Origin of the sequence: Apilactobacillus sp., assembly GCF_025290035.1 — a bacterium.
In the GTDB taxonomy this organism is placed as follows: Bacteria; Bacillota; Bacilli; order Lactobacillales; family Lactobacillaceae; genus Apilactobacillus.
Genome location: NZ_JAMBKT010000003.1, coordinates 1 through 20622 on the forward strand (window position 1 = coordinate 1; position 20622 = coordinate 20622).

Sequence of the window (20622 nt, forward strand, 5' to 3'; positions counted from 1 at the left end):
TATATGCCATTAGTTGCATACCATAACAAATACCTAGAATTGGAATATTCATTTCAAAAATCTTAGGGTCCACAGTTAATGCGTCTTCTGCATATACACTGTTGGGACCTCCAGAGAAGATAATTCCCTTAGGATTAAAATCTTTGATTTCGTCGATTGTCATATCATGAGGCTTTAATTCAGAGTACACTCCGAAATCACGAATACGACGGGTGATTAATTGGTTGTATTGACTTCCGAAGTCAAGAACCAAGATTTTATCAAATGATGATAAATCCATTTCAGCCAAACCGTTCACTCTCCAATCATTAAATTGTATTAATAATACCGAGAAAAATTAATGGCGTCAAATTAAATCTAGTACTTTCTAAGTAAAATTTGGTCAATTAAATGCTCATCAGTCTTATGAATAATCAAGTCAGCCCTAGTCCTAGTTGGTTTTATATTTTCTAACAGGTTAGGTAAATTAATTTCTTGCCAAACATCTTTCGCTTTTTGAATCGCCTTTTGACGATCTTTGTGCGCCATTTCGTAATAGTAGTTAGATGGCTTTTGGAATGCAGTATCCATCAACTTTTCGAAACGCTCTAAGTACCATTTTTCAATTAAATCATCATCTGCATCGATATAGATTGAAAAATCGGTAAAGTCACTAACATAAATTTGTTGATTACTTGGCAACTGCAAAGTATTAATTCCTTCAATGATTAAAACATCTGGTTGGTCAATCACATCAAATTTATCAGGAATAATATCATAAACGTCATGTGAGTACACTGGTGCCAATACATTAGGCTTACCAGATTTAACTTCATTTAAAAAGTTAATCAATGATTTCATGTCATAACTTTCCGGGAAACCTTTGCGATCCATAATATGACGACGGTTCAATTCGGCAGAATTGTATAAAAATCCATCGGTAGTGATTAATTGAATCTTTTTATCTTGAAAGTAACGACTCAATAATACTTCTAACAGTCTGGCGGTAGTGGATTTACCCACGGCCACACTTCCGGAAATTCCAATGATAAATGGGACTTTGCGATCTTCTTTCGCTAAGAAATGGGTCTTCGTCTTTTGCCACTCATTAAAGCTTTGAGTACATAAATCTAATAAATGCACAATTGGGACATAGACGTCGCGCACGTCTTGCATTGAAATTTCATCATTAAAAGCCTTAATTTGTTTTAGACTGTCCTTGGTTAAAGGCACAGTTTGTAGTTTGTATAAGTCTTTCCACTCATCTTTTTTAAATGCGTAGTAATTGATTAAATCAGCCAATTTTACGCCCCCGTTCAATAAAAATTAGTACATACATCATACCACCGATTAAACGATTTATTCATAAAAAAAGCACCTATCCTTGATAGATAGGCACTTTAAGCTGTTACTAATTGCAATTATTGTAAATCATATAAATCTGTTGGAACCACATCAAACAAGTGACTTGGCTTATTTTCAGCGATAATTGTTAATTCATGCATGGCACGAGTACAAATCGTGTAAACCAATTGACGATCTGATTCATCCCCATAATGAACGTCATCCCCATCAAACATGACCACAGAGTCAAATTCTAGCCCTTTTGCGAGGTATGCAGGGATAATTAGGGTTCCTGTAGCCAAGCGTTGGTTTTCGGTCTGTATAAGCGTATTTTTTACATCCATATCGTCTAATTGTTCGGATAATGCAACCGCATCAGCCAAAGTTTTGACAATTATGGCAGTTGTATCATGTTTTTGCTTATCATCATTAATTTTTGCAATTAATTTATCTAATGCTGCTTCATGATTATCAACCACTTGCATTGCTGGTTTATCACCAATTCTAGCAAATGATTCGATTTGACTGCCACCTTCTAAGATGTGCTTAGTGAAGTCAGTAATTTGTTCAGTTGAACGGTATGACTTGGTTAATTGAACAACGTTAGTCTTTTCTGGATCAAACATTGTTGATAGTTCAGTCAATAATGTGTGACTGTTTTCATGGGTGAAGATGGCTTGGTTTAAGTCCCCTAGTAAGGTGAAACGAGCACGTGGGAAAGTAAACTTCATAAATGCCATTTGGAAGGCAGTGTAATCTTGCACTTCATCAATGAATAGATATCTAATATCTGTCTTTGGACGTTTACCAGAAATACGGTCGAATAGGTATAGATAGATGGAAACGTCTGACATTGAGATGTGACCACTCTTCATGCGAGCGATTGAATCATCGACTGATTGAGTCCATTCTTCCTTATTAACGTTGAACTTAGCTAAGTCAATTAGGTTTGGTACGTTTCTTAAGAAATGGACGAATTGATTGTTAACCCCGATAAAACGACCATGAACGATTTGTGATCTGATTCGTTTGAAGGCACCAATAACAATATGTCTTGCTAAGAAATCAAATTCTTTTTCCGCATTCTCAAATTCATCCGGATGAGCATTTTGAATGGCTTGAATTTGTTCACGACTTAAGTCTTGAACGGCTTGTTCTACCCATGGTTTCTTCATTTCAGATTTAACACGACGGTTCAAAATCTTGATTAATCTTTCCTTGGTAGCATCTAGTCGGTTTCTTAAGTTGTAATTTTCATTGAAACTGTAGTAGATGTCTTCAATTTGTTCCTTTGAAATGAAGACATCCCCTTGGAATTTAAGGTTCTTAAACTTCATATCTTCGGTATTCAAATGGTTAGTGTAGGCAGTTTCAGCTTTAAAGAATTCTAGTGAGTTCTTTAAATTGTTGATGTTTCTAACGTACTTATCCTCAGAATTATCTTCTTCAAAACGTTCTGATAGTGTTTCCACCTTAAACTTAGGCACACGTAAACTACTGTATTGGTAGTAAGTCATTTGGACCATGTTTTGTTCACCTAATTCAGGCAACACTTGATTAATGTAATCGTTAAACAATTGGTTAGGTGAGAATAATACCACTTGAGCAGAACTTAGCTTGCCTCTGTATTGATACAATAGAAAAGCCACTCTTTGAAGAACGGCAGCAGTCTTACCTGAACCCGCAGCTCCTTGCACGAATAGTAAGTCTGACTTAGTATCACGAATAATTTTGTTTTGTTCTCTTTGAATGGTAGTAACGATACTCTTCATCTTAGTATTGGATTTACCATTTAGGTTATCCAAAAGCATTTGATCTCCAACGACTTGATCAGTATCAAAAATGGTTTCAATCTTACCATCTTTAATTTGGAATTGACGTTTTAAAGTCACGTTAACGGTTTGTTCACCCATTGGAGTTTGGTAAGTTAATTTACCAATCTTACTATCATAGTAGATACTAGAAATTGGCGCGCGCCAGTCATAGATTAAGTAATGATCTGGACTGTCCGCAAAAGAACCTAAACCGATGTAGATAGTTTCGGCTTTATTTTCACCCGCTTCTTCAAAATCTAAACGAGCAAAGTATGGTCTTTCTTGCATCTTTTGGAGCTTGTCATATTCACGGGTTGCATGTTTCCAACTGTTTTCTCTTTCTTCCAACATTTGTTGTTGTTGACGAATTGAAACAGAAGTTTCCATCATCCCTGAATAAGTACTAGTCTTTAGTCGAACATCATTATAAAAGTTCTTATTAATATCATGTTCATCTTTTTCAGCACGATTTATTTTTTTAACAGCCTCCGCCTTTGCAACTTCGACTTTGCTTAAAATATGATTTAAGTGTTTTTGTTCCGTTTCTTTAATTGAATCAGACATACGAGCAACGCTCCTATCTTCAAAATTTAGTTACCAATTTTAGCACATAAAATGATGAAAGAAAAGCTCTTCTCATCTCTATTGATTTTATGACTACCCCATCTATGATAAAATTAAGTCAATAATTATGTCAGGAGGATTTTTTATGATTAACATCTATCTTGTACGACATGGACAAACTTACTTAAATAAATATAACCGTATTCAAGGAATCGCTAACGCACCTTTAACTGAGAAAGGAATTAACGATGCTATTGATGCCGGTAAACGACTAAGCGCAATTCATTTTGATCACGCTTATTCAAGTGACATGCCCCGCGCATTTGATACTGGAAAATATGTATTAGCACAAAATTCTTCATCACTAGAAGAACCCATCAAAAAGGTGGCCTTTCGTGAAGAGAACTTTGGCTACTTCGAAGGAAATGATGGCGATGCTGCTTGGCATCAAATCGGAGGACCAGATGGTCTCGACTCATATCCTAAGATGATTGCAAAACTTGGTATGGGTGGTACCGCTGACTTAATCGCCAGTCGTGACCCATACGGTGATGCTGAAAACAACGAAGATTTATTGAATCGTTTTATTCCCGGATTACAAGAAGTAATTAAGAACGCTAACGATGGTGAAAACATATTAATCGCTGCTCATGGAACTATCATTAGATGGGCGGTTGACCAATTTAAGGATGATTCCATTGATGTTTCCGTGCCAATCCAAAACGGTAGTGTTTCAAAATTAGTTGCTAGTCCAGACGGCCAACAAATTTCCGTTGAATACTATAACAACGTTTCAAAAGACGTTTAAACTTCTTATAAAAATAACCGTTACTAATAGTAACGGTTATTTTTTTATGTTCAATTAACCTTTTAGACGACTCTTGTACATTTCAATTTCATCTTCAGCTGCACGAACATAGTGATTAGGTGCAATTTCTACTAACTTACGTTCCTTACCGTCACTTTCGACGCTAGCATCGTAATCAACGATTTCACGTTGACGTTCAAATTCTGGATCCGGAACCGGAACAGCAGAAAGTAAACTTCTAGTGTAATCATGTAATGGGTTAGCGTATAGTTCGTCAGCGTCAGCAATTTCTAACATACGACCATAGTGCATAACCCCAATACGATCACTAATGTATTTAACCATTGATAAATCATGGGCAATAAATAGGTAAGTTAATTTGCGTTTCTTTTGTAAATCTTTTAGTAAGTTAACTACTTGTGCTTGAATAGAAACATCCAAAGCTGATATTGGTTCATCAGCAATAATAAACTTAGGTTTAACTGCTAATGCACGAGCAATCCCGATTCTTTGACGTTGTCCACCTGAAAATTCGTGTGGGTAACGGTTAGCATGTTCCTTATTTAGACCAACAGTTTCCAATAATTCTTCCACTTGACGATCACGGTCTGCTTTATCCTTAGCAAGATGGTTAATATCAATACCTTCAGCAATGATATCTTTAACCTTCATACGGGGGTTTAAAGAAGCATATGGATCTTGAAAAATAGTTTGGATGTCGCTTCTAAATTCTTTTTCTTGCGCTTTAGTTTTTAATTTGGAAACATCTTTGCCTTCAAAGATGATTTCGCCATCAGTTGGTTCATATAAATGACTAATGGCACGTCCAGTAGTGGTTTTACCAGAACCAGATTCTCCAACTAGTCCGAACGTTTCACCTTCATAAACATTGAAAGTAATGTCATCGACGGCTTTAACAACTTCTTTTTTACCAACATTAAAGTATTGTTTTAAGTTTTTAACTTCTAAAATCTTGGGTGCATCTTTATCTAACATACTTTCACCACCTATCCTTGTGTTTGATTACGGTTCTTAAAGTGTTCTTGTCGTTTTACAATGTCTGCTGGTGGTGTCACCTTAGGTGCACGTTCATCTAACAACCATGTTGCGGCATAGTGAGTATCTGACACTTTGAAGAAAGGTGGTTCTTCGATTGTATCAATCTTTAATGCGTAACTATTTCTAGCAGCAAAGGCATCACCTACAGGTGGTTCCAATAAGTCAGGAGGAGTTCCTGGAATTGAAGGTAATACATCTTCATTAGTATCTAAAGTAGGCATTGAACCTAATAGCCCCCAAGTATATGGGTGTTTTGGGTTGTAGAAGATTTCATCAACAGTTCCATATTCTACGATCTTACCTGCATACATAACGGCAACACGATCAGCCATTCCAGCAACAACACCCAAATCATGAGTAATGAAGATGATTGATGTATTAATCTTTTGTTGCAATTCTTTCATTAATTGTAGAATCTTAGCTTGGATTGTAACATCCAAAGCAGTAGTAGGTTCATCAGCAATTAAGATTTCAGGGTAGTTAACCAAAGCAATTGCAATCACAATTCTTTGTCTCATCCCACCTGAGAATTGGTATGGATAGTCATTAATACGTTCTTCCGCATTAGTGATACCCACTAGTTTTAGCATTTCCAAGGCTTTTTCCATCGCTTTTTCGCGACTTAAACCTTGGTGGATCATTAGTGGTTCAGCAACTTGACGACCAATCTTCATAGTTGGATCCAATGAAGTCATTGGGTCTTGGAAGATTTCCGCGATACTCTTACCACGTAATTGACCTAATTCTTTTTCGCTTTTTTCAAGGATGTCTTCACCCTTAAAATTAATACTTCCACTAACAACATCAGCATTTGAGGCGTTTAACCCCATGATACTTCTAGTTGTTACTGATTTACCAGAACCAGATTCCCCAACGATTGCTAGGGTTTCACCCTTCTTTAAATCAAAACTAATATCTCTAATTGCTTGAACTGTTCCAGCGTAGGTTTGGAAGTTAATAGATAGGTTTCTTACTTCTAATATGTTTTCATTGTTTTCCATTCTAGTCACCTACTCTCTTGATTTAGGATCAAAGGCATCTCGTAAACCATCACCTAAAATGTTAAATGCAATCATTAATAATGAAAGCACGATGGCTGGTACCCACATTTGATATGGTAGGAATTGGAATGACTTTTGACCGTTACTAATCAAAGTACCTAATGAAGCAGCTGGAGCAGGAACCCCGATACCAATAAATGATAGGAATGCTTCGAAGAAAATAGCACTTGGAATTGTAAACATTGTATTAATGATAATTACAGATGTTAAGTTTGGTAATAAGTGTTTGAATGCAATCTTCAATGAGCTTTCACCCAATGATCTAGCGGCTAACACAAATTCTTGGTTCTTTAGTTCAAGTGTTTGCGCACGAACTAAACGCGCCATGTTAATCCAACTAGAGAATGCAATCGCAATAATGATTGCGCCGATACCTGGTTTTAATACTAATAGTAATAAAATCATGACAACTAAGTTAGGAATTGAAAGTAGAATTTCAATTACACGTTGCATGAAAGTATCAACCTTACCACCAATCCATCCAGAAATAATTCCGTAGGCAACCCCGATAGTTAAATCGAAGAATGTGGCAACAACCGCAATGATTAATGAAATACGAGTTCCATATAATGTTCTTGCGAATAAGTCACGACCTAAGTAGTCACTACCTAACCAGAAGTAATGGTTAGCTGCAGAGCCAGTATAGGCGTTAATACGATTTCCACCTTGAACTAAAGTTCCGTTAAAACCAGGAATGTCGATTCCAGGAATACGTGGTGGTAAGTTGTTTAATGTTGGATGAGTAGCAATATTTCTAATTGATGGGAATAATGCTGATCCAAATGAAACAACAAATAGGAAAATTAAAATGTATAGCGAAATCATCGCTGCTTTGTTTTTCTTTAGACGACGCCATGAATCTTTTACGAAAGTTAATGAAGGAGCGGCAATTTTTTCGTTATCTAAATGAGCTCCATCAGATAACATTTCAAAGGCATCTTGTGGTAGTTCTTTTGTCTTATCTGCCATTAGTTCTTACCTCCCGCAATTCTGATTCGAGGGTCAATTAATCCATAAACAATGTCAGTGATTAATAGAACCACACATAATAGGAAACAATACATAATTGTTAGTCCCATGATGGTTGGGTAATCATTAGTTAAAACGGAGTTAACAAATTGTTCTCCAATACCTGGAATCGCAAAGATGTTTTCAACAACTAGTGATCCAGTCATAATGTTAACTGCCAATGGTCCAATGATTGTAACCAACGGAATCAAACTATTTCTAAGTGCATGGTGATAAATAATCCCAAACTTACTTAGACCTTTTGCACGTGCTAATTCAATATAGTCTGAACTTAATACGTCCACCATTTCAGTTCTCATAAAACGAGCTGATTCGGCTAAAGGCATTGCGGCAAGCGCAAGTGTAGGTAGAATTGTGTATGCAAATCCACCCCAACCCGCGATTGGTAGTAGTCCCCACTTCAAAGCAATTACATATTGCAATAGAACTGAGAACACGAATGAGGGAATTGAAATTCCTAGAATTGAAATAATTGTAGTTGATGTGTCAACCCAAGTACTCTTCTTGATGGCACCAATAGCACCAACAACAATCCCTGCTAACACACCCACAACCATAGCTTGTAAACCAATAATTAGTGATGGTCCCATACGACTAGTAATCAAGTATGAAACTGGTTGGTCACTAAATTGGAATGAAGTCCCAAAGTTACCTTGAACAGCATTAACGATGTAACTAATGTATTGTTGCCATAGTGGTTTATCTAGACCATATTGCTTCAATACCATATTACGTTCTGCTACAGACAATTTAGCTTCATTAGCTAAAGGTGTTCCTGGCATGATCTTCATTAAGAAGAACGTAACGGTCACAACGATAAATAGTGTCAATATAAGATAAAAAATTCTTTTTGACAGATACTTAACCATATTTTTATTCCTCGCAATCTTAGGAGTGGTTTTCTCCTTTTATGTACGGAAGAGTTTTAAGTCCGACTAATATTATTATAGTCAAAACCTAAAACTCTCCTCAATTATATTTCAAAAATTATAAAATATTTAACTATTTGTTTGTGATTTTAGCATCTCTAAAGTCGTATGGAGACCCTGTAGGGAAGAATTGAACACCACTTACACGAGATTTGATAACACGTGATTGTACTGAGTGGTATAGAGGAATAATTCCTTGGTCGCTCATAAGAACTTGTTCTGCTTTAACCATGTCATCCCAACGTTTAGCTGCATCGTTTGCATCTTTACCGTCAGCGTTCTTGATTAGTTCGTCATACTTAGCGTTTGACCATTTACCATTGTTGTATGAACCATCAGTAGTAAATAATTCTAAGAATGAGATTGGATCTGGGAAGTCAGCGCCCCACGCACTTACTACCATGTCAAATTGACCAGATTGTGAATGAGCTAATCTTAGCTTGAATGGAATGTTTTGTGATGAAATCTTTAGACCGGGTAATTTTTCTAAAGCAGTTTGTAGGAATTCAGTAGTCTTCTTACCGTTATCAGTGTCATCTGATAGGATTGATAGGCTTACAGACTTCTTACCAACTTCTTTTAGACCCTTAGCCCATAACTTCTTAGCTTCTGCTAAGTTGTATGAAACGCCAGTTGTAGTACCAGCGTCAGCAGTGAAATCTTTACCATTTCTTTCTGACATACCTGGTGATACGTAACCTACAGCAGGAATTGAACCGTCACCTAAAGTGCTACCAGTGTATTCTTTACGGTCAATTGCTAGTGAGATAGCTTTTCTGATGTTAGCGTTCTTAAACATTGGATCTTTCTTTTCATTTAATTCAATGTAGAAAGTTGATGCTTGTTTCAATGCATGGTATTCGCTAGTACCCTTGTACTTACCAACTTGTTGTGCACCTGATAGAACTGCTTCGTCTAATGAACCAGTTTCGTATTGGTTTACAGAAGTGTTTGAATCGTTTTGAGCATTGAACTTAATACCAGCAACTTTAATCTTGCTTGCATTGTAGTAGTCTTTGTTCTTAACTAAAGTCCATGAGTTGTTTGTACCAGTCCATCCTTCAATCTTGAATGGTCCGTTGTAAACCATGTCTTTACTTGTAGTACCGTAAGCTGAACCGAATTTCTTAACGGCTGCTTCGCTTTGTGGCAAGAATGGTGCCATAGTTACTAAGTACTTGAAGTAGTTTTGTGGTTTGTCTAATGTAACAACAACCTTGTAGTCACCGTCGGCTTTAATACCTAATGATGATACTGGAGCTTGACCCTTACCAATTGCATCAGCATTCTTAACATCTGAGAATAGGTATGAGTATTGTGATGCAGTCTTAGGATTTACAGTTCTTTGCCAACCATAAACGAAATCTTTAGCAGTAACAGCTTTACCGTCGCTCCATTTTGAATGTCTTAGGTTGAAAGTGTAAGTCTTTCCATCTTTTGAAACAGTGTAGCTTTCAGCTACCCCAGGCTTAACCTTGTTGTCAGCTGCATTGATTAATAGTCCTTCATTACTATTGTTTAATGCACCAAAACTAACAGTGTCGGTTGCCTTTGAGGCATCCAAAGTAGGCAATTGTGAATTTTCTTGCCAGTTAATATACTTGCTTGTAGATTCCTTTGATGAGTTACCACAAGCTGCTAATAGGAATGCAGATGCTGCACCTACAATCCCTAGCTTTACTACGGATCTAAATTTCATTTCCAATACCCCCAATTTCAATTAATAAGAAATGATTATTCTTAATAAGGATTGTGAAAATAATACCACCCTTTTATGATAAATTGCAAGACTTTTTCTAATTTAATTTTAATTTAGTTGAAAAAAAGTACACAATAATTGAATAAAGAGCATTGATATCACTGATTTTGGTTTATACTTAACATATTTTAATAATGCTCATTTTATACAATTGGAGTTTATTAAAATAAATCTAATATTTCATATAACTTCTTATTTAAGATGCCAGATAAGACCTTCATTAATGTTATAATGAATAAAATGAATTGGAGGGACGCGCATGGATACAGAAAACTTAAAAGCCATTATCATTGGTTTGAACTTAGATAATGAACAATTCGAATATTCTATGACTGAATTGGCCGCTCTAGCGGAAGCTAACAATTTAGATGTAGTAGATCGTTTGGTTCAAAAGTTAGACCATCCAGACAGGGCTACTTACTTTGGAAAAGGTAAAGTTGAAGAATTACGACTAAGTGTTTTAGAACACGATGCAGACATGGTAATCGTTAATGATGAATTATCACCTAGTCAAATTAGAAACTTAGAAAAAGCTGTCGAAACTAAAATCATCGATAGAACTGGTTTAATTCTAGAAATCTTCGCTAACCGTGCCAGAACACATGAAGCCAAACTACAAGTACAGCTTGCTAAATTGCAATATCAACTACCCCGCTTACATACCAGCGCTAGTCAACGACTAGACCAACAAACTGGTAGTGGTGGTGGTGGATTTACCAGTAGAGGTTCTGGTGAATCTAAAATCGAATTAAACCGTCGTGTAATTGAAAAAGATATCGCGCATATCAAACAAGAGTTAAAAGATATTCAAAAGTCTGACTTAACTCAACGTAAACAACGTGATTCTAAATCAATTCCGACCGTTGCCTTAGTTGGATATACCAACGCTGGTAAATCCACTATTATGAATCAACTAGTTAATCGTTACGGTGAAAATAACGAAAAACAAGTCATGGTTAAAAACATGTTATTCGCGACTCTAGATACGAGTGTTCGTAAGCTAATTTTCGAAGATAATAAGACGATGTTACTATCTGATACTGTTGGTTTCGTAAGTAAGTTACCGCATCAATTGGTGCAAGCATTCAGATCAACATTAGCTGAAGCAGCTAACGCCGACTTATTAGTCCAAGTAGTTGATGAATCTGACGAAAATAAAGAATTAATGATGAAGACAACTGAACAAACATTAAAAGAAATTGGTGTTGAAAACATCCCAATGATTACCGTCTTCAACAAAGCTGATATCTTGGATGAGCCTCGTCCTCAACGTGCCGGTGATAACTTAGTCATTGCTGCATTAGAAGATGATTCCATTGACGAACTTGTAAATGTGATTAAAGAAAATAGTTACAATGATTACGTGATTAACGAATTTTTAATTCCTTTTAATAAAGGTGAAATTGTCAATTACTTAAACACTAACGCTAATGTGATTAGCACTGAATATGTCGCTGACGGAACCCAAATCCAAGCTGAATTAACAGCTGTCGACAGTGATCGTTTTAAAGATTTTATCGTTACCAACGAATAATATATAAAGGATGTGTACAGTATTAATAATCAACTGACTGTTAAAACTGCAATTTTCGAAAGCATCCCCACGATGTTTGGCTACATCGGAATTGGTTTGGCTTTCGGGATTATCGGAAAAGCGCTCGGATTTAATCCATTGTGGGTGACTATCATGTCACTAACCGTTTATGCTGGATCAGCGCAATTTATCTTAGTTTCGATGTTAGCCCTAAAAAGTCCAATTTTCTCAATCATTCTGACGATTTTCTTAGTTAATTCCAGAATGATATTAATGAGTATTACGACTGCACCATATTTCAAACAAGATTCAATGTTGAAAAATATTTTAATTGGTTCCTTTTTAACCGACGAAAGTTTTGCATTAGGTATGAATAAACTAAACTACACAAACCATCAATTATCATTTGAATGGTTCAATGCCGCCAACATCGTTTCTTACTTTACCTGGGCTGCTGCTTCAGGCGTCGGTGCATTGTTAGGTAGCTTTATTCATAATCCTTATGCGATTGGGTTAGACTTTGCGATTATCGCGATGTTCATCGGTTTACTATATTTACAATTCGTTGCCGATAATAATATGGACAAAAAATTAAAATTAGTCATGATTATCATCACCCTATTAATGGTTTATTTAGGATTAATTTTTATTCCAAGTAGCCTATTAATATTAATCGTGACATTAATTACTTGTGCGATGGGAGTGATTATCAAACATGCCTTCTTTTAATTTTGTATTATTAACCATCATCGGTTGTACAATTGTTACTTGGTTATCTCGAGTAATTCCATTTGTACTATTAAAGAAATTCCAACTATCTAAACCAGTTGAAGAATACTTAAGCTTTGTACCAATTGTCATCATGGCAAGTCTATGGTTCACTTCATTATTTCACCAACATTTAGGTAGTCTTCCCACCATTAACTGGGAAAATTTCTTAGCATCAATTCCAAGTGTACTGGCTGCATTTATTTCTAAAAGTTTATTAATGGTAGTGATTGTGGGAATTCTTTCACTAGCGATTATCAGATTAATATAAAAGAAAAAGACCTAACGTTTTGTTAGGTCTTTTTTACATCAATTTATCGACTTGAGCTTGAGCTTGTTGCCAGTCGTTATTTTCAATAATAATTGCAAAATCTTTTAGTTCATCTGGAATTTGAATATCTCGTTTGTATTCATTGCTGGCAATTCTTTGTTCCACCTTAGTAATGTCATCACCACGGTCAATCATACGTTGTTTTAAGATGATTGGATCATTAACTTGTACGAACCACACATCAACGCAATCACCCAATTGCTTCTTATAAGTGGCTGCCCCTATGGTATCTAATACAATGGTTGCAATCGGTGCCTTTTGCCATGCTTCATTTACCCCTTCTAATGAAGACCCATAATGGGCATGTGAATATTCCACCTGTTCTAATAGGTGGAGCTTTTGAAATGATTCTGGAGTTTCAAAATAATAATCGATTCCGTTTTGTTCATTACAACGTGGTTTACGAGTAGTATGTGTAATCACTTTCCCCGCATGATATTTTTCAATCACATAATCCCGAATGGAAGTCTTCCCACTTCCCGCGGGACCGGTTATCACAATTAGCTTCTGTTCATTCATTGGCTATCCCAGCTTTTCTACAATATATTGATTAGTCTTATCTAAAACTTGTTTTAGGTTATCGTACGTAATTACGTTTCTTGCCTCTTCATAAGGTGCCCAGACATAATCGCTAATTTCTTCTGGTTGTAGCGTTACTTTATCACTATTAACTTCGGAAGTATAGAAAGTGATAACTTTATGATGACCATTTTTCATGTCATAGTCGGCATCGATGCTAAATGTTGTATCAATTTGCGCATCAATCCCGGTTTCTTCTTTAATTTCACGAATGGCCGCTCGTTCCAATGTTTCACTACCTTCAACGTGGCCCTTAGGAAAACCCCAAAAGTCACTAGTAGCACTTTTTTCTAATAAATAAACCGGTTGATTATCGACAACGCGATAAACAATTGCCCCACCATCAATTTCTGTTGTCATAATAATCCCTCCACAATAATTTGTAATTATTATAGCACCTTGCAGGGACGATATTAAGTTTTTCATCAATCACTTTCTTGATTTTATTTGGAATCTGATATAATGAAGCCATACATATACGTTAGGAGGATGATTATGAAAAATCACCAATATGCAATTGCCAAATACAATTTAAAAATTGCACAAAAAGAATTACGTTCTATTCATTTCTTAGACGAAGAAACTGACAAGATCGACAATCCATCCGCTTTATTAAAGCACTTCTTAATGACTGCTTTTCTAGATTCACAAAGCATCGCTATTAGAGGCCAAAAGATTTCTCAAATGATGGCTAGTTTTGAAGAAGATGCTCTAACATATTTAGATAAAAACGCACCACTATCAAAAATTGCTTTCTATAATATTGCCCTTCAATTACTTCACTTTGAAGTTGGTGAAGACTTTTTAATTGATAACTCAATTACTAAGATGAAAACTTTAAACCTACCAATCGCTGACGTTAACGATCCGATGAATCTATACGACGTTACTTGTGCTTGGTACCTACTATTAAATACTAGAACTAAGCATGGTATTACTTTGATTGATGATTTAGCTAACGAAGGTTACTTTGCGCAAAACTACAATTCATTTGATAAGCCATTAATTTTCAATGGTAAATCCATGCCTGTTTACGATACTAGTAACTTAATTCGTGAAGTGGTCTATGTTGAAGCACCGCTAGACACTGATCATGACGGCAAACTAGACTTACTAAAAGCCGAAATTATCCGTCCAAAAGAAAGTAATAAACAAAAAGTACCAGCCATCTTAACTGCTAGTCCTTACAACCAAGGAACTAATGATGCTGACGGTGAAAAATTAACTCATAACGTTAATTATGGATTAAAACATAAGACTCCTAACCAAACTTCTCTTTCTGAATTAAGTACGAAAGAAAGCGTTGATTTACCAGCACCTCGTGAAGTCGAAGGTAAAACTAGAAAAGCTGAACAAACTTTTAGCCGTGAACAATCATACACTTTAAATGATTACTTACTAGCTCGTGGTTTTGCAATCGTCTACTCTGCAGGTGTCGGAACTTACGAATCTGATGGTGTTAGAACTACTGGTGATGCTAGCGAAACTATTTCAGCTACTGCTGTGATCGAATGGTTAGCTGGTAATCGCGTTGCTTTTACTAATAAATTCGATAACAACCAAATTGAAGCTTACTGGTCAAACGGCAACGTTGCCATGTCTGGAAGATCATACCTAGGTACCCTTCAAATTGCTTCAGCCACCACTGGTGTCGAAGGCCTAAAAGCCTGCCTAGTTGAAGCGGCAATTTCTAATTGGTACGACTACTACCGTGAAAATGGTCTAGTGATGGCTCCCGGTGGTTTCCAAGGTGAAGATGCTGACGTCTTAGCTGTTGAAACTTACAGTCGTCAAAAATCAGCAGCAGAAGCCATCAAGAATAAGGCAGTTTGGGATAAGCAACTAAAAGCTATTACTGAAGGACAAGACCGTGAAACTGGTGATTACAATGCCTTTTGGGACGCTCGTAATTACTTAAATGATGCCAAGAAGATTAAGGCTGATATGTTCTTCATCCATGGACTAAATGACGAAAACGTTAAACCAATCAACGTTGCTAATATTTGGAAAGCAGTAGCCCCACTTAAGATCAGCAAAAAAATGATTTTACACCAAGGCCAACACATCTACATCAATGCTTTTCAATCAATTGATTTCTCTGAAATGGTGAACTTGTGGTTTACCAACAAATTATTAGAAGTCGAAAATGATGCCGACAACTTAATTCCAAATATCTTAGTTCAAGATAACGCTTCAGAACAAAGCTGGTATGAAGTAGACGATTTTGACGGTCGTGAAAACGTTGAATCAGTTAGCTTAGGTACTCCTGAAGACGGTACTAGAGTTGAAAATAACCAAGTATCATTCAAAGATAATCTATCCGACGATGACTTTAACAAGTACTGTCAGAATGCTAAACAATGGCAACATGACTTAGTACTAGGTGATAGTCAATCTACAATGACTGATAATCGTGTTATCTTCAAGTTAGACAAACTAGACAACGATATCACCTTAAACGGAAGCGCGCGTATTAAAATCAACGCCGCTTCTTCTCAAAACTTTGGAATGTTAAGTGCCCAATTAGTTGATCTAGGTGAAGACTATCGTCTAAGTGCTAACCCACTTCCAGTTGATAACAAACGAATTAGTTTAGGATACCTATGGCGTGAAGATTACCTTCGTGAATTTAAATTTGAAAAAGCAAAGTCACCATTCAAGAAAGTAGCCGAAGGTCATATCAATATGCAAAATAGAAATAATGCTTACCAAGTATCAGAATTGGAAGCTGGTCATTTCTATGACATCGAATTTGATTTACAACCAAATGTATATCGTGTCAAAGCTGGTCATCAACTAGCTGTAATCATCTATGCAACAGACTTTGATAAGAGTATTCGTGGTAATCAAGATGTTCAATACACCATTAATTTGGAAAATTCTACTATTGAACTACCAGTCAATAAAGATTAATATTAGAATATGATTAAAATGAAATGAGGTATTGAGATGAAGCAACAAACAAAAATTATTACTTTAGATAACGGATACCATTTATGGACTCACACTTCTGGAGAAGGTAAGATCAACCTACTAGCATTACATGGTGGCCCTGGTGGAAACCACGAATACTGGGAAGATGCTGCAAACCAATTAAAGAAACAAGGACTAGACGTTGCCGTATCATACTATGACCAATTAGGTTCATGGTACTCAGATACTCCTGACTTCTCAGATCCTGAAGTTGCTAAAAAAATCCTAACTTACGACTACTACGTAGACGAAGTTGAAGAAGTTCGTCAAAAGCTTGGCTTAGACGACTTCTACTTAATTGGTCAATCATGGGGTGGTGTATTAGTTCAACTATACGCCCAAAAATATGGTGACCATCTAAAGGGTGCCATCATTTCTTCAATGGTTGATGAAATCGATGACTACACTAAGCATTTAGATGAAATTCGTGAAAAAGAATTCTCACCTGAAGAATTAGCATTCATGAAGGAATGTGAAGCTAACAACGATTACGATAACGAACGTTACCAAAACGATGTTGACCAACTAAACAAGGGATACATTGATAGGAAGCAACCTTCAAAACTAGAACATTTAATCAGCGTTTCAAACACTGACATCTACAATGAATTCCAAGGTGACAATGAATTTGTTATCACTGGTAAGTTAGGTGAATGGCACAACACTGATCATTTATCAGAAAACCATGTCCCTACCCTAGTTACTTTCGGTGAACATGAATCAATGCCTGTTGAAACTGGTAAACGTATGGCTGAAATGATTCCAAACGCCCAATTCGTTTCAACTCCAAACGCTGGTCATCATCACATGATTGATAACGCGCCAGTTTACTACGATCACCTAGCAACTTTCATTCGTGAAGTTGAAAGCGATACTTTTAACAAATAATGATTGTTTAAGAATCTATTAAAAAAGACCCAATGGGTCTTTTTTTTATATCTTTTTAAGTTTTTCGTGGTATAAATAAGGTATTGAATAAAGGAGTTCAAATACTATGCAAAATGTTTATAATATCGTCATGAATCGAACCAACAGTAATAGCGTGGAACGATTCATCAATCTATTCAGAGAAGGCGCAATTATCCTTGTTGTCCTTGAAGTATTTGGGTATCGTGTCCCATCATTTCTAACCCCTGCTATGAACAACTTCTTATTAAGTGTTTTCTACTTAATTACTAGTTATAAAATCCCACTAATTTGTTTAATTACTGTTATTATCTTATTCTTAGTATCTGAAGCATCGATGCATCATCGCTATTTAGATAATTTACACCGCAATTTTTTCAGGCAGTTAATTAAACTATACAAATATGTATGGATTATAGTATTCACAGTTTGTTTATTAGCTACGAACCTAGAAAGTTTAATCGACTTCAAATTCATTATGGATGCCAAAGCGCTAAGTACACAATCAGTGTTTTGGCCAACATTATTTAGAAATTGTTTCGCCTTAGCATTATTCTTATTAAACGTTTATTGGTTTGCGGTTTACTTCTGTCAAAACGACAATGCATTGGCGGAAAAACATCCCCGTCAATCACAACTTAATTCTAAGAATTACATTAAGTTAGCGAAACGTGAACTGGTCTTTTCAGATCAACACATTTACCTACAACTATATGTCCGTAATAACGAAGAAAAGCCATTAGACGAAATCAAAGAATACTTTTTAGTTAAACAAGTAACCCACCGCAGCGACCGTTCGCATCGCCCTGACATCTCCATCGTCAGTCAATTCGCAACCTATGGTGATGCCAAAAACTTCTTAGAAGATTATGCTGACGAACCAGGTAACTTTATATAGTAAAAAAAAGACTAGTTGATAATCAACTAGTCTTTTTTGTTTTAGTTATTAACTTGACCTTGGGCTTTGGCAATCTCATCGGCATCTCTTAGACTAAGTTTTTCAACATCTAAGACCTTATCGACTAGTCCATTATAGAAACTAGTTTCATGGGAGACGATAATTGCGTTTCCTGGGAAGTTATTAATTGCATGCTTTAATGATTCTTTGGTTTCATCATCCAAATGGTTGGTAGGTTCGTCCATGATTAAGAAATTAGATGGTGTAAATTCTAGCATCGCTAACTTAACCTTGGTTTGTTCTCCCCCAGATAGTTCGCCAATTGGCTTAGAAGCGTTAGCAGCGTCTAAGCCACACTTAGCTAACTTAGTTCTAATTTCTTTTTGTTCCAATTTAGGGAACTTATTTTGGATAATTTGCATTGGTGTTTCATTATTGTTGCTCCAAACTAAATCTTGACTGAAGTAGCTGACTTTAGCTGATGGTGAGAATGTTGCTTTTCCACCCTTTGGTTTTAATAAACCTAAAATCGACTTGATTAGAGTAGATTTACCCACCCCATTAAATCCTTGGAAACCAACCTTTTCATCAGTATTCACTGAGAAACTAACTGGTTTTAATAATGGTTTATCATAACCAACTGATAGTTCATCAACCACCAATGCATTTTGTGAACCAGTATCTTCGTATGGGAAATTAAATGATGCATGAATATTAGTCGAAGGTGGATCAACCAATTCCATATGTGATAACATCTTTTCTCTTGATTTAGCCATGGTAGATTTTGAACCAGCCTTATTCTTACGAATAAACGCTTTGGCTTTTTCAATTTCTACTTGTTGCTTATCGTATTCTCTTTGTTGAACCATTTCACGTTCAGCACGTTGTCTCATAGCTGACTTAAAGTCACCACGATACTTGGTAATCTTACCGAATGCGATGTTGACGATACAGTTCGTAACATTTTCCAAGAAATCATAATCATGGGAAATTACCATGACTGCACCTTCGAACCCATTGATGTAATCTTCTAGCCACGCAATGTGTGCCACATCAAGGTAGTTAGTAGGTTCATCCAAAAGAATTACATCTGGATTTTCCAAGATCAATTTCGCAAGGATAATCTTTGAACGTTGCCCACCAGACATGTTAGTGATTTGTTGATCTCTTTTGACATCATCTAAACCTAAACCAGTGATTACTCGTTCAATTTCAGTTTCAATGTCATAGAAGTTATTAGCTTCTAATTCTTCTTGAATCCGTCCAGCTTGCGTTAATAACTTATCATCAAAGTTTTCTGCGTATTGTTCATATAGTTCTTGCATGTGCTTAGATTTATCATATAAATCTTGGTAAGCAGTATGTAAGAAATCAATCAATGTCATTCCTTCTGGAATATCAGCGTATTGATCCAAGTATCCAACGCTGACGTTGTTTTGCCATTTAACTGAACCGGAAATTGGTAATTCCACTCCAGTGATAATCTTAATTAGAGTTGATTTACCCACTCCATTTTGGCCAACGATTCCCATGTGTTCACCCTTATTCAAAGTGAAACTTGCTTCATCGTATAGCATCTTATCAGCAAAGCCCATGCTTATATCTTTTACATCTAATAAGGCCAATTCATATTCTCCTCTTTCTACCGTACTTATATATAATTATAAAATTAACATATTTTTGCCATCAACGTCAATTTTTCGGCGTCTTTAGAGATATTTAAACAATATTTTATTTCGACAATGGTATAATTAATTAGATAAATAAAAACAAAGGAATGATCATAATGAAGGTAAAAGATATTGATAATATAACCATCTTTGCCGCTGATTTAAAACTTTGCATGCGTTTTTACCATGAAGTTTTAGATTTACCTATCATTGAAATGACTGACACTAAGTTAGAATTTCAATTAGGAAAACAAAAACTAATCTTCCTTCAAAATGATAGCGATGATAACGTCCCGGAAAATCCTACTGCGGGTTCAGCTAAATTCTGCATCATTGTGAAGGATTCATTAAATGATTTAAGCTCACATCTTGCCAATTATGGGGTCAAAATCATTGACGGTCCGAAAAAAATTAAGGGCGCTAACGGTATGATGAACTCAATTTTCATAAATGATCCAGAAAACAATGTGATTGAAATTTGCGAATATTAATCAAAAATTATCAACAATATCACACTTTTTTTAATAAATTTTAAGTGCTAACAAACGCTATTATTATGCCCGATAAGCACCAAAAGCTTTGCCATGACAGGTCTTTAAACATTTTACATGCAAAGT

General features: G+C 35.9%; 19 protein-coding genes. 8 read left to right on the forward strand and 11 right to left on the reverse strand.

What is annotated here, in order from left to right; all coding sequences use genetic code 11:
• The 3 genes from M3005_RS01935 to helD form a co-directional block, all read right to left on the reverse strand.
• A partial coding sequence (locus M3005_RS01935) for a glutamine amidotransferase-related protein (RefSeq protein WP_463670942.1) occupies positions 1–280 on the reverse strand: 280 nt, incomplete at its 3' end.
• A 77-nt stretch (positions 281–357) separates the two neighbouring features.
• Complete coding sequence (coaA, locus tag M3005_RS01940; protein ID WP_293793224.1) at positions 358–1281, reverse strand: type I pantothenate kinase; 924 nt, start codon at positions 1279–1281, stop codon at positions 358–360.
• Positions 1282–1400: 119 nt separating this feature from the next.
• Entirely contained in the window at positions 1401–3701 is a 2301-nt protein-coding gene (gene helD / locus M3005_RS01945) for an RNA polymerase recycling motor HelD (protein WP_293793226.1), read from the reverse strand.
• A gap of 145 nt (positions 3702–3846) precedes the next feature.
• On the opposite strand from helD, the gene M3005_RS01950 reads away from it, so the two are divergent.
• The gene (locus tag M3005_RS01950) at positions 3847–4509 is read left to right on the forward strand and encodes a histidine phosphatase family protein (protein ID WP_293793228.1); all 663 of its coding nucleotides are present in this window, start codon (positions 3847–3849) and stop codon (positions 4507–4509) included.
• Positions 4510–4563: 54 nt separating this feature from the next.
• On the opposite strand, the gene M3005_RS01955 is transcribed toward M3005_RS01950, so the two are convergent.
• The 5 genes from M3005_RS01955 to M3005_RS01975 form a co-directional block, all read right to left on the reverse strand.
• Positions 4564–5505 (reverse strand): ABC transporter ATP-binding protein, encoded by a 942-nt coding sequence (locus M3005_RS01955; protein WP_293793230.1) that lies wholly within the window; start codon positions 5503–5505, stop codon positions 4564–4566.
• A gap of 11 nt (positions 5506–5516) precedes the next feature.
• Entirely contained in the window at positions 5517–6569 is a 1053-nt protein-coding gene (locus M3005_RS01960; protein ID WP_293793232.1) for an ABC transporter ATP-binding protein, read from the reverse strand.
• Positions 6570–6578: 9 nt separating this feature from the next.
• Positions 6579–7598 (reverse strand): ABC transporter permease, encoded by a 1020-nt coding sequence (locus M3005_RS01965; protein ID WP_293793234.1) that lies wholly within the window; start codon positions 7596–7598, stop codon positions 6579–6581.
• Entirely contained in the window at positions 7598–8527 is a 930-nt protein-coding gene (opp3b, locus tag M3005_RS01970) for an oligopeptide ABC transporter permease (protein WP_293793236.1), read from the reverse strand. Before opp3b ends, M3005_RS01965 begins: the two co-directional genes overlap by 1 nt.
• 133 nt (positions 8528–8660) lie before the next feature.
• The gene (locus tag M3005_RS01975; protein WP_293793238.1) at positions 8661–10286 is read right to left on the reverse strand and encodes a peptide ABC transporter substrate-binding protein; all 1626 of its coding nucleotides are present in this window, start codon (positions 10284–10286) and stop codon (positions 8661–8663) included.
• 319 nt (positions 10287–10605) lie between these two features.
• Between M3005_RS01975 and hflX the strand changes: the two genes are divergently transcribed.
• Genes hflX through M3005_RS01990 form a run of 3 tightly spaced genes read left to right on the forward strand, consistent with a single transcriptional unit; the run spans position 10606 to position 12919 of the window.
• Positions 10606–11880, forward strand: coding sequence for a GTPase HflX (gene hflX / locus M3005_RS01980; RefSeq protein WP_293793240.1), 1275 nt, complete (start codon positions 10606–10608; stop codon positions 11878–11880).
• 21 nt (positions 11881–11901) lie between these two features.
• On the forward strand, positions 11902–12609 hold the full coding sequence (locus M3005_RS01985; RefSeq protein WP_293793317.1) for an AzlC family ABC transporter permease: 708 nt from the start codon (positions 11902–11904) through the stop codon (positions 12607–12609).
• Positions 12596–12919, forward strand: a complete 324-nt coding sequence (locus M3005_RS01990) for an AzlD domain-containing protein (RefSeq protein ID WP_293793242.1) — start codon at positions 12596–12598, stop codon at positions 12917–12919. The genes M3005_RS01985 and M3005_RS01990 overlap by 14 nt, the downstream gene beginning before the upstream one ends.
• 33 nt (positions 12920–12952) lie before the next feature.
• On the opposite strand, the gene M3005_RS01995 is transcribed toward M3005_RS01990, so the two are convergent.
• Together M3005_RS01995 and M3005_RS02000 are read right to left on the reverse strand one after the other, a co-directional pair.
• On the reverse strand, positions 12953–13498 hold the full coding sequence (locus M3005_RS01995; protein WP_293793244.1) for a guanylate kinase: 546 nt from the start codon (positions 13496–13498) through the stop codon (positions 12953–12955).
• A 3-nt stretch (positions 13499–13501) separates the two neighbouring features.
• Positions 13502–13918 carry a bis(5'-nucleosyl)-tetraphosphatase gene (locus M3005_RS02000; RefSeq protein ID WP_293793245.1) on the reverse strand — a complete coding sequence of 139 codons (417 nt, stop codon included), beginning with the start codon at positions 13916–13918 and terminating at the stop codon, positions 13502–13504.
• A 135-nt stretch (positions 13919–14053) separates the two neighbouring features.
• Between M3005_RS02000 and M3005_RS02005 the strand changes: the two genes are divergently transcribed.
• The 3 genes from M3005_RS02005 to M3005_RS02015 all read left to right on the forward strand — a co-directional run bounded on the left by M3005_RS02005 (position 14054) and on the right by M3005_RS02015 (position 18335).
• Positions 14054–16471 carry a Xaa-Pro dipeptidyl-peptidase gene (locus M3005_RS02005; protein ID WP_293793246.1) on the forward strand — a complete coding sequence of 806 codons (2418 nt, stop codon included), beginning with the start codon at positions 14054–14056 and terminating at the stop codon, positions 16469–16471.
• Between the two features lie 36 nt (positions 16472–16507).
• Positions 16508–17419: a proline iminopeptidase-family hydrolase gene (locus tag M3005_RS02010; protein WP_293793247.1), complete on the forward strand. Its 912-nt coding sequence runs from the start codon at positions 16508–16510 to the stop codon at positions 17417–17419.
• Positions 17420–17525: 106 nt separating this feature from the next.
• Positions 17526–18335 (forward strand): hypothetical protein, encoded by an 810-nt coding sequence (locus M3005_RS02015; protein ID WP_293793248.1) that lies wholly within the window; start codon positions 17526–17528, stop codon positions 18333–18335.
• 41 nt (positions 18336–18376) lie between these two features.
• Here M3005_RS02015 and M3005_RS02020 read toward each other — a convergent pair whose 3' ends face one another.
• Positions 18377–19930 carry an ABC-F family ATP-binding cassette domain-containing protein gene (locus tag M3005_RS02020; RefSeq protein WP_053950668.1) on the reverse strand — a complete coding sequence of 518 codons (1554 nt, stop codon included), beginning with the start codon at positions 19928–19930 and terminating at the stop codon, positions 18377–18379.
• Positions 19931–20121: 191 nt separating this feature from the next.
• On the opposite strand from M3005_RS02020, the gene M3005_RS02025 reads away from it, so the two are divergent.
• Positions 20122–20496 (forward strand): VOC family protein, encoded by a 375-nt coding sequence (locus tag M3005_RS02025; protein WP_293793250.1) that lies wholly within the window; start codon positions 20122–20124, stop codon positions 20494–20496.
• Positions 20497–20622: the final 126 nt, after the last annotated feature.

Bases quoted from the DNA above. Each gene is read 5' to 3' on its own strand.
- M3005_RS02005 (WP_293793246.1), top strand. From the start codon at position 14,054: ATGAAAAATCACCAATATGCAATTGCCAAATACAATTTAAAAATTGCA.
- helD (WP_293793226.1), bottom strand. From the start codon at position 3,701: ATGTCTGATTCAATTAAAGAAACGGAACAAAAACACTTAAATCATATT.
- M3005_RS01960 (WP_293793232.1), bottom strand. From the start codon at position 6,569: ATGGAAAACAATGAAAACATATTAGAAGTAAGAAACCTATCTATTAAC.
- opp3b (WP_293793236.1), bottom strand. From the start codon at position 8,527: ATGGTTAAGTATCTGTCAAAAAGAATTTTTTATCTTATATTGACACTA.
- M3005_RS01950 (WP_293793228.1), top strand. From the start codon at position 3,847: ATGATTAACATCTATCTTGTACGACATGGACAAACTTACTTAAATAAA.
- M3005_RS01995 (WP_293793244.1), bottom strand. From the start codon at position 13,498: ATGAATGAACAGAAGCTAATTGTGATAACCGGTCCCGCGGGAAGTGGG.
- M3005_RS02010 (WP_293793247.1), top strand. From the start codon at position 16,508: ATGAAGCAACAAACAAAAATTATTACTTTAGATAACGGATACCATTTA.
- M3005_RS02000 (WP_293793245.1), bottom strand. From the start codon at position 13,918: ATGACAACAGAAATTGATGGTGGGGCAATTGTTTATCGCGTTGTCGAT.
- M3005_RS01965 (WP_293793234.1), bottom strand. From the start codon at position 7,598: ATGGCAGATAAGACAAAAGAACTACCACAAGATGCCTTTGAAATGTTA.
- M3005_RS02015 (WP_293793248.1), top strand. From the start codon at position 17,526: ATGCAAAATGTTTATAATATCGTCATGAATCGAACCAACAGTAATAGC.
- M3005_RS01955 (WP_293793230.1), bottom strand. From the start codon at position 5,505: ATGTTAGATAAAGATGCACCCAAGATTTTAGAAGTTAAAAACTTAAAA.
- M3005_RS01975 (WP_293793238.1), bottom strand. From the start codon at position 10,286: ATGAAATTTAGATCCGTAGTAAAGCTAGGGATTGTAGGTGCAGCATCT.
- M3005_RS02020 (WP_053950668.1), bottom strand. From the start codon at position 19,930: ATGGGCTTTGCTGATAAGATGCTATACGATGAAGCAAGTTTCACTTTG.
- M3005_RS02025 (WP_293793250.1), top strand. From the start codon at position 20,122: ATGAAGGTAAAAGATATTGATAATATAACCATCTTTGCCGCTGATTTA.
- M3005_RS01990 (WP_293793242.1), top strand. From the start codon at position 12,596: ATGCCTTCTTTTAATTTTGTATTATTAACCATCATCGGTTGTACAATT.
- hflX (WP_293793240.1), top strand. From the start codon at position 10,606: ATGGATACAGAAAACTTAAAAGCCATTATCATTGGTTTGAACTTAGAT.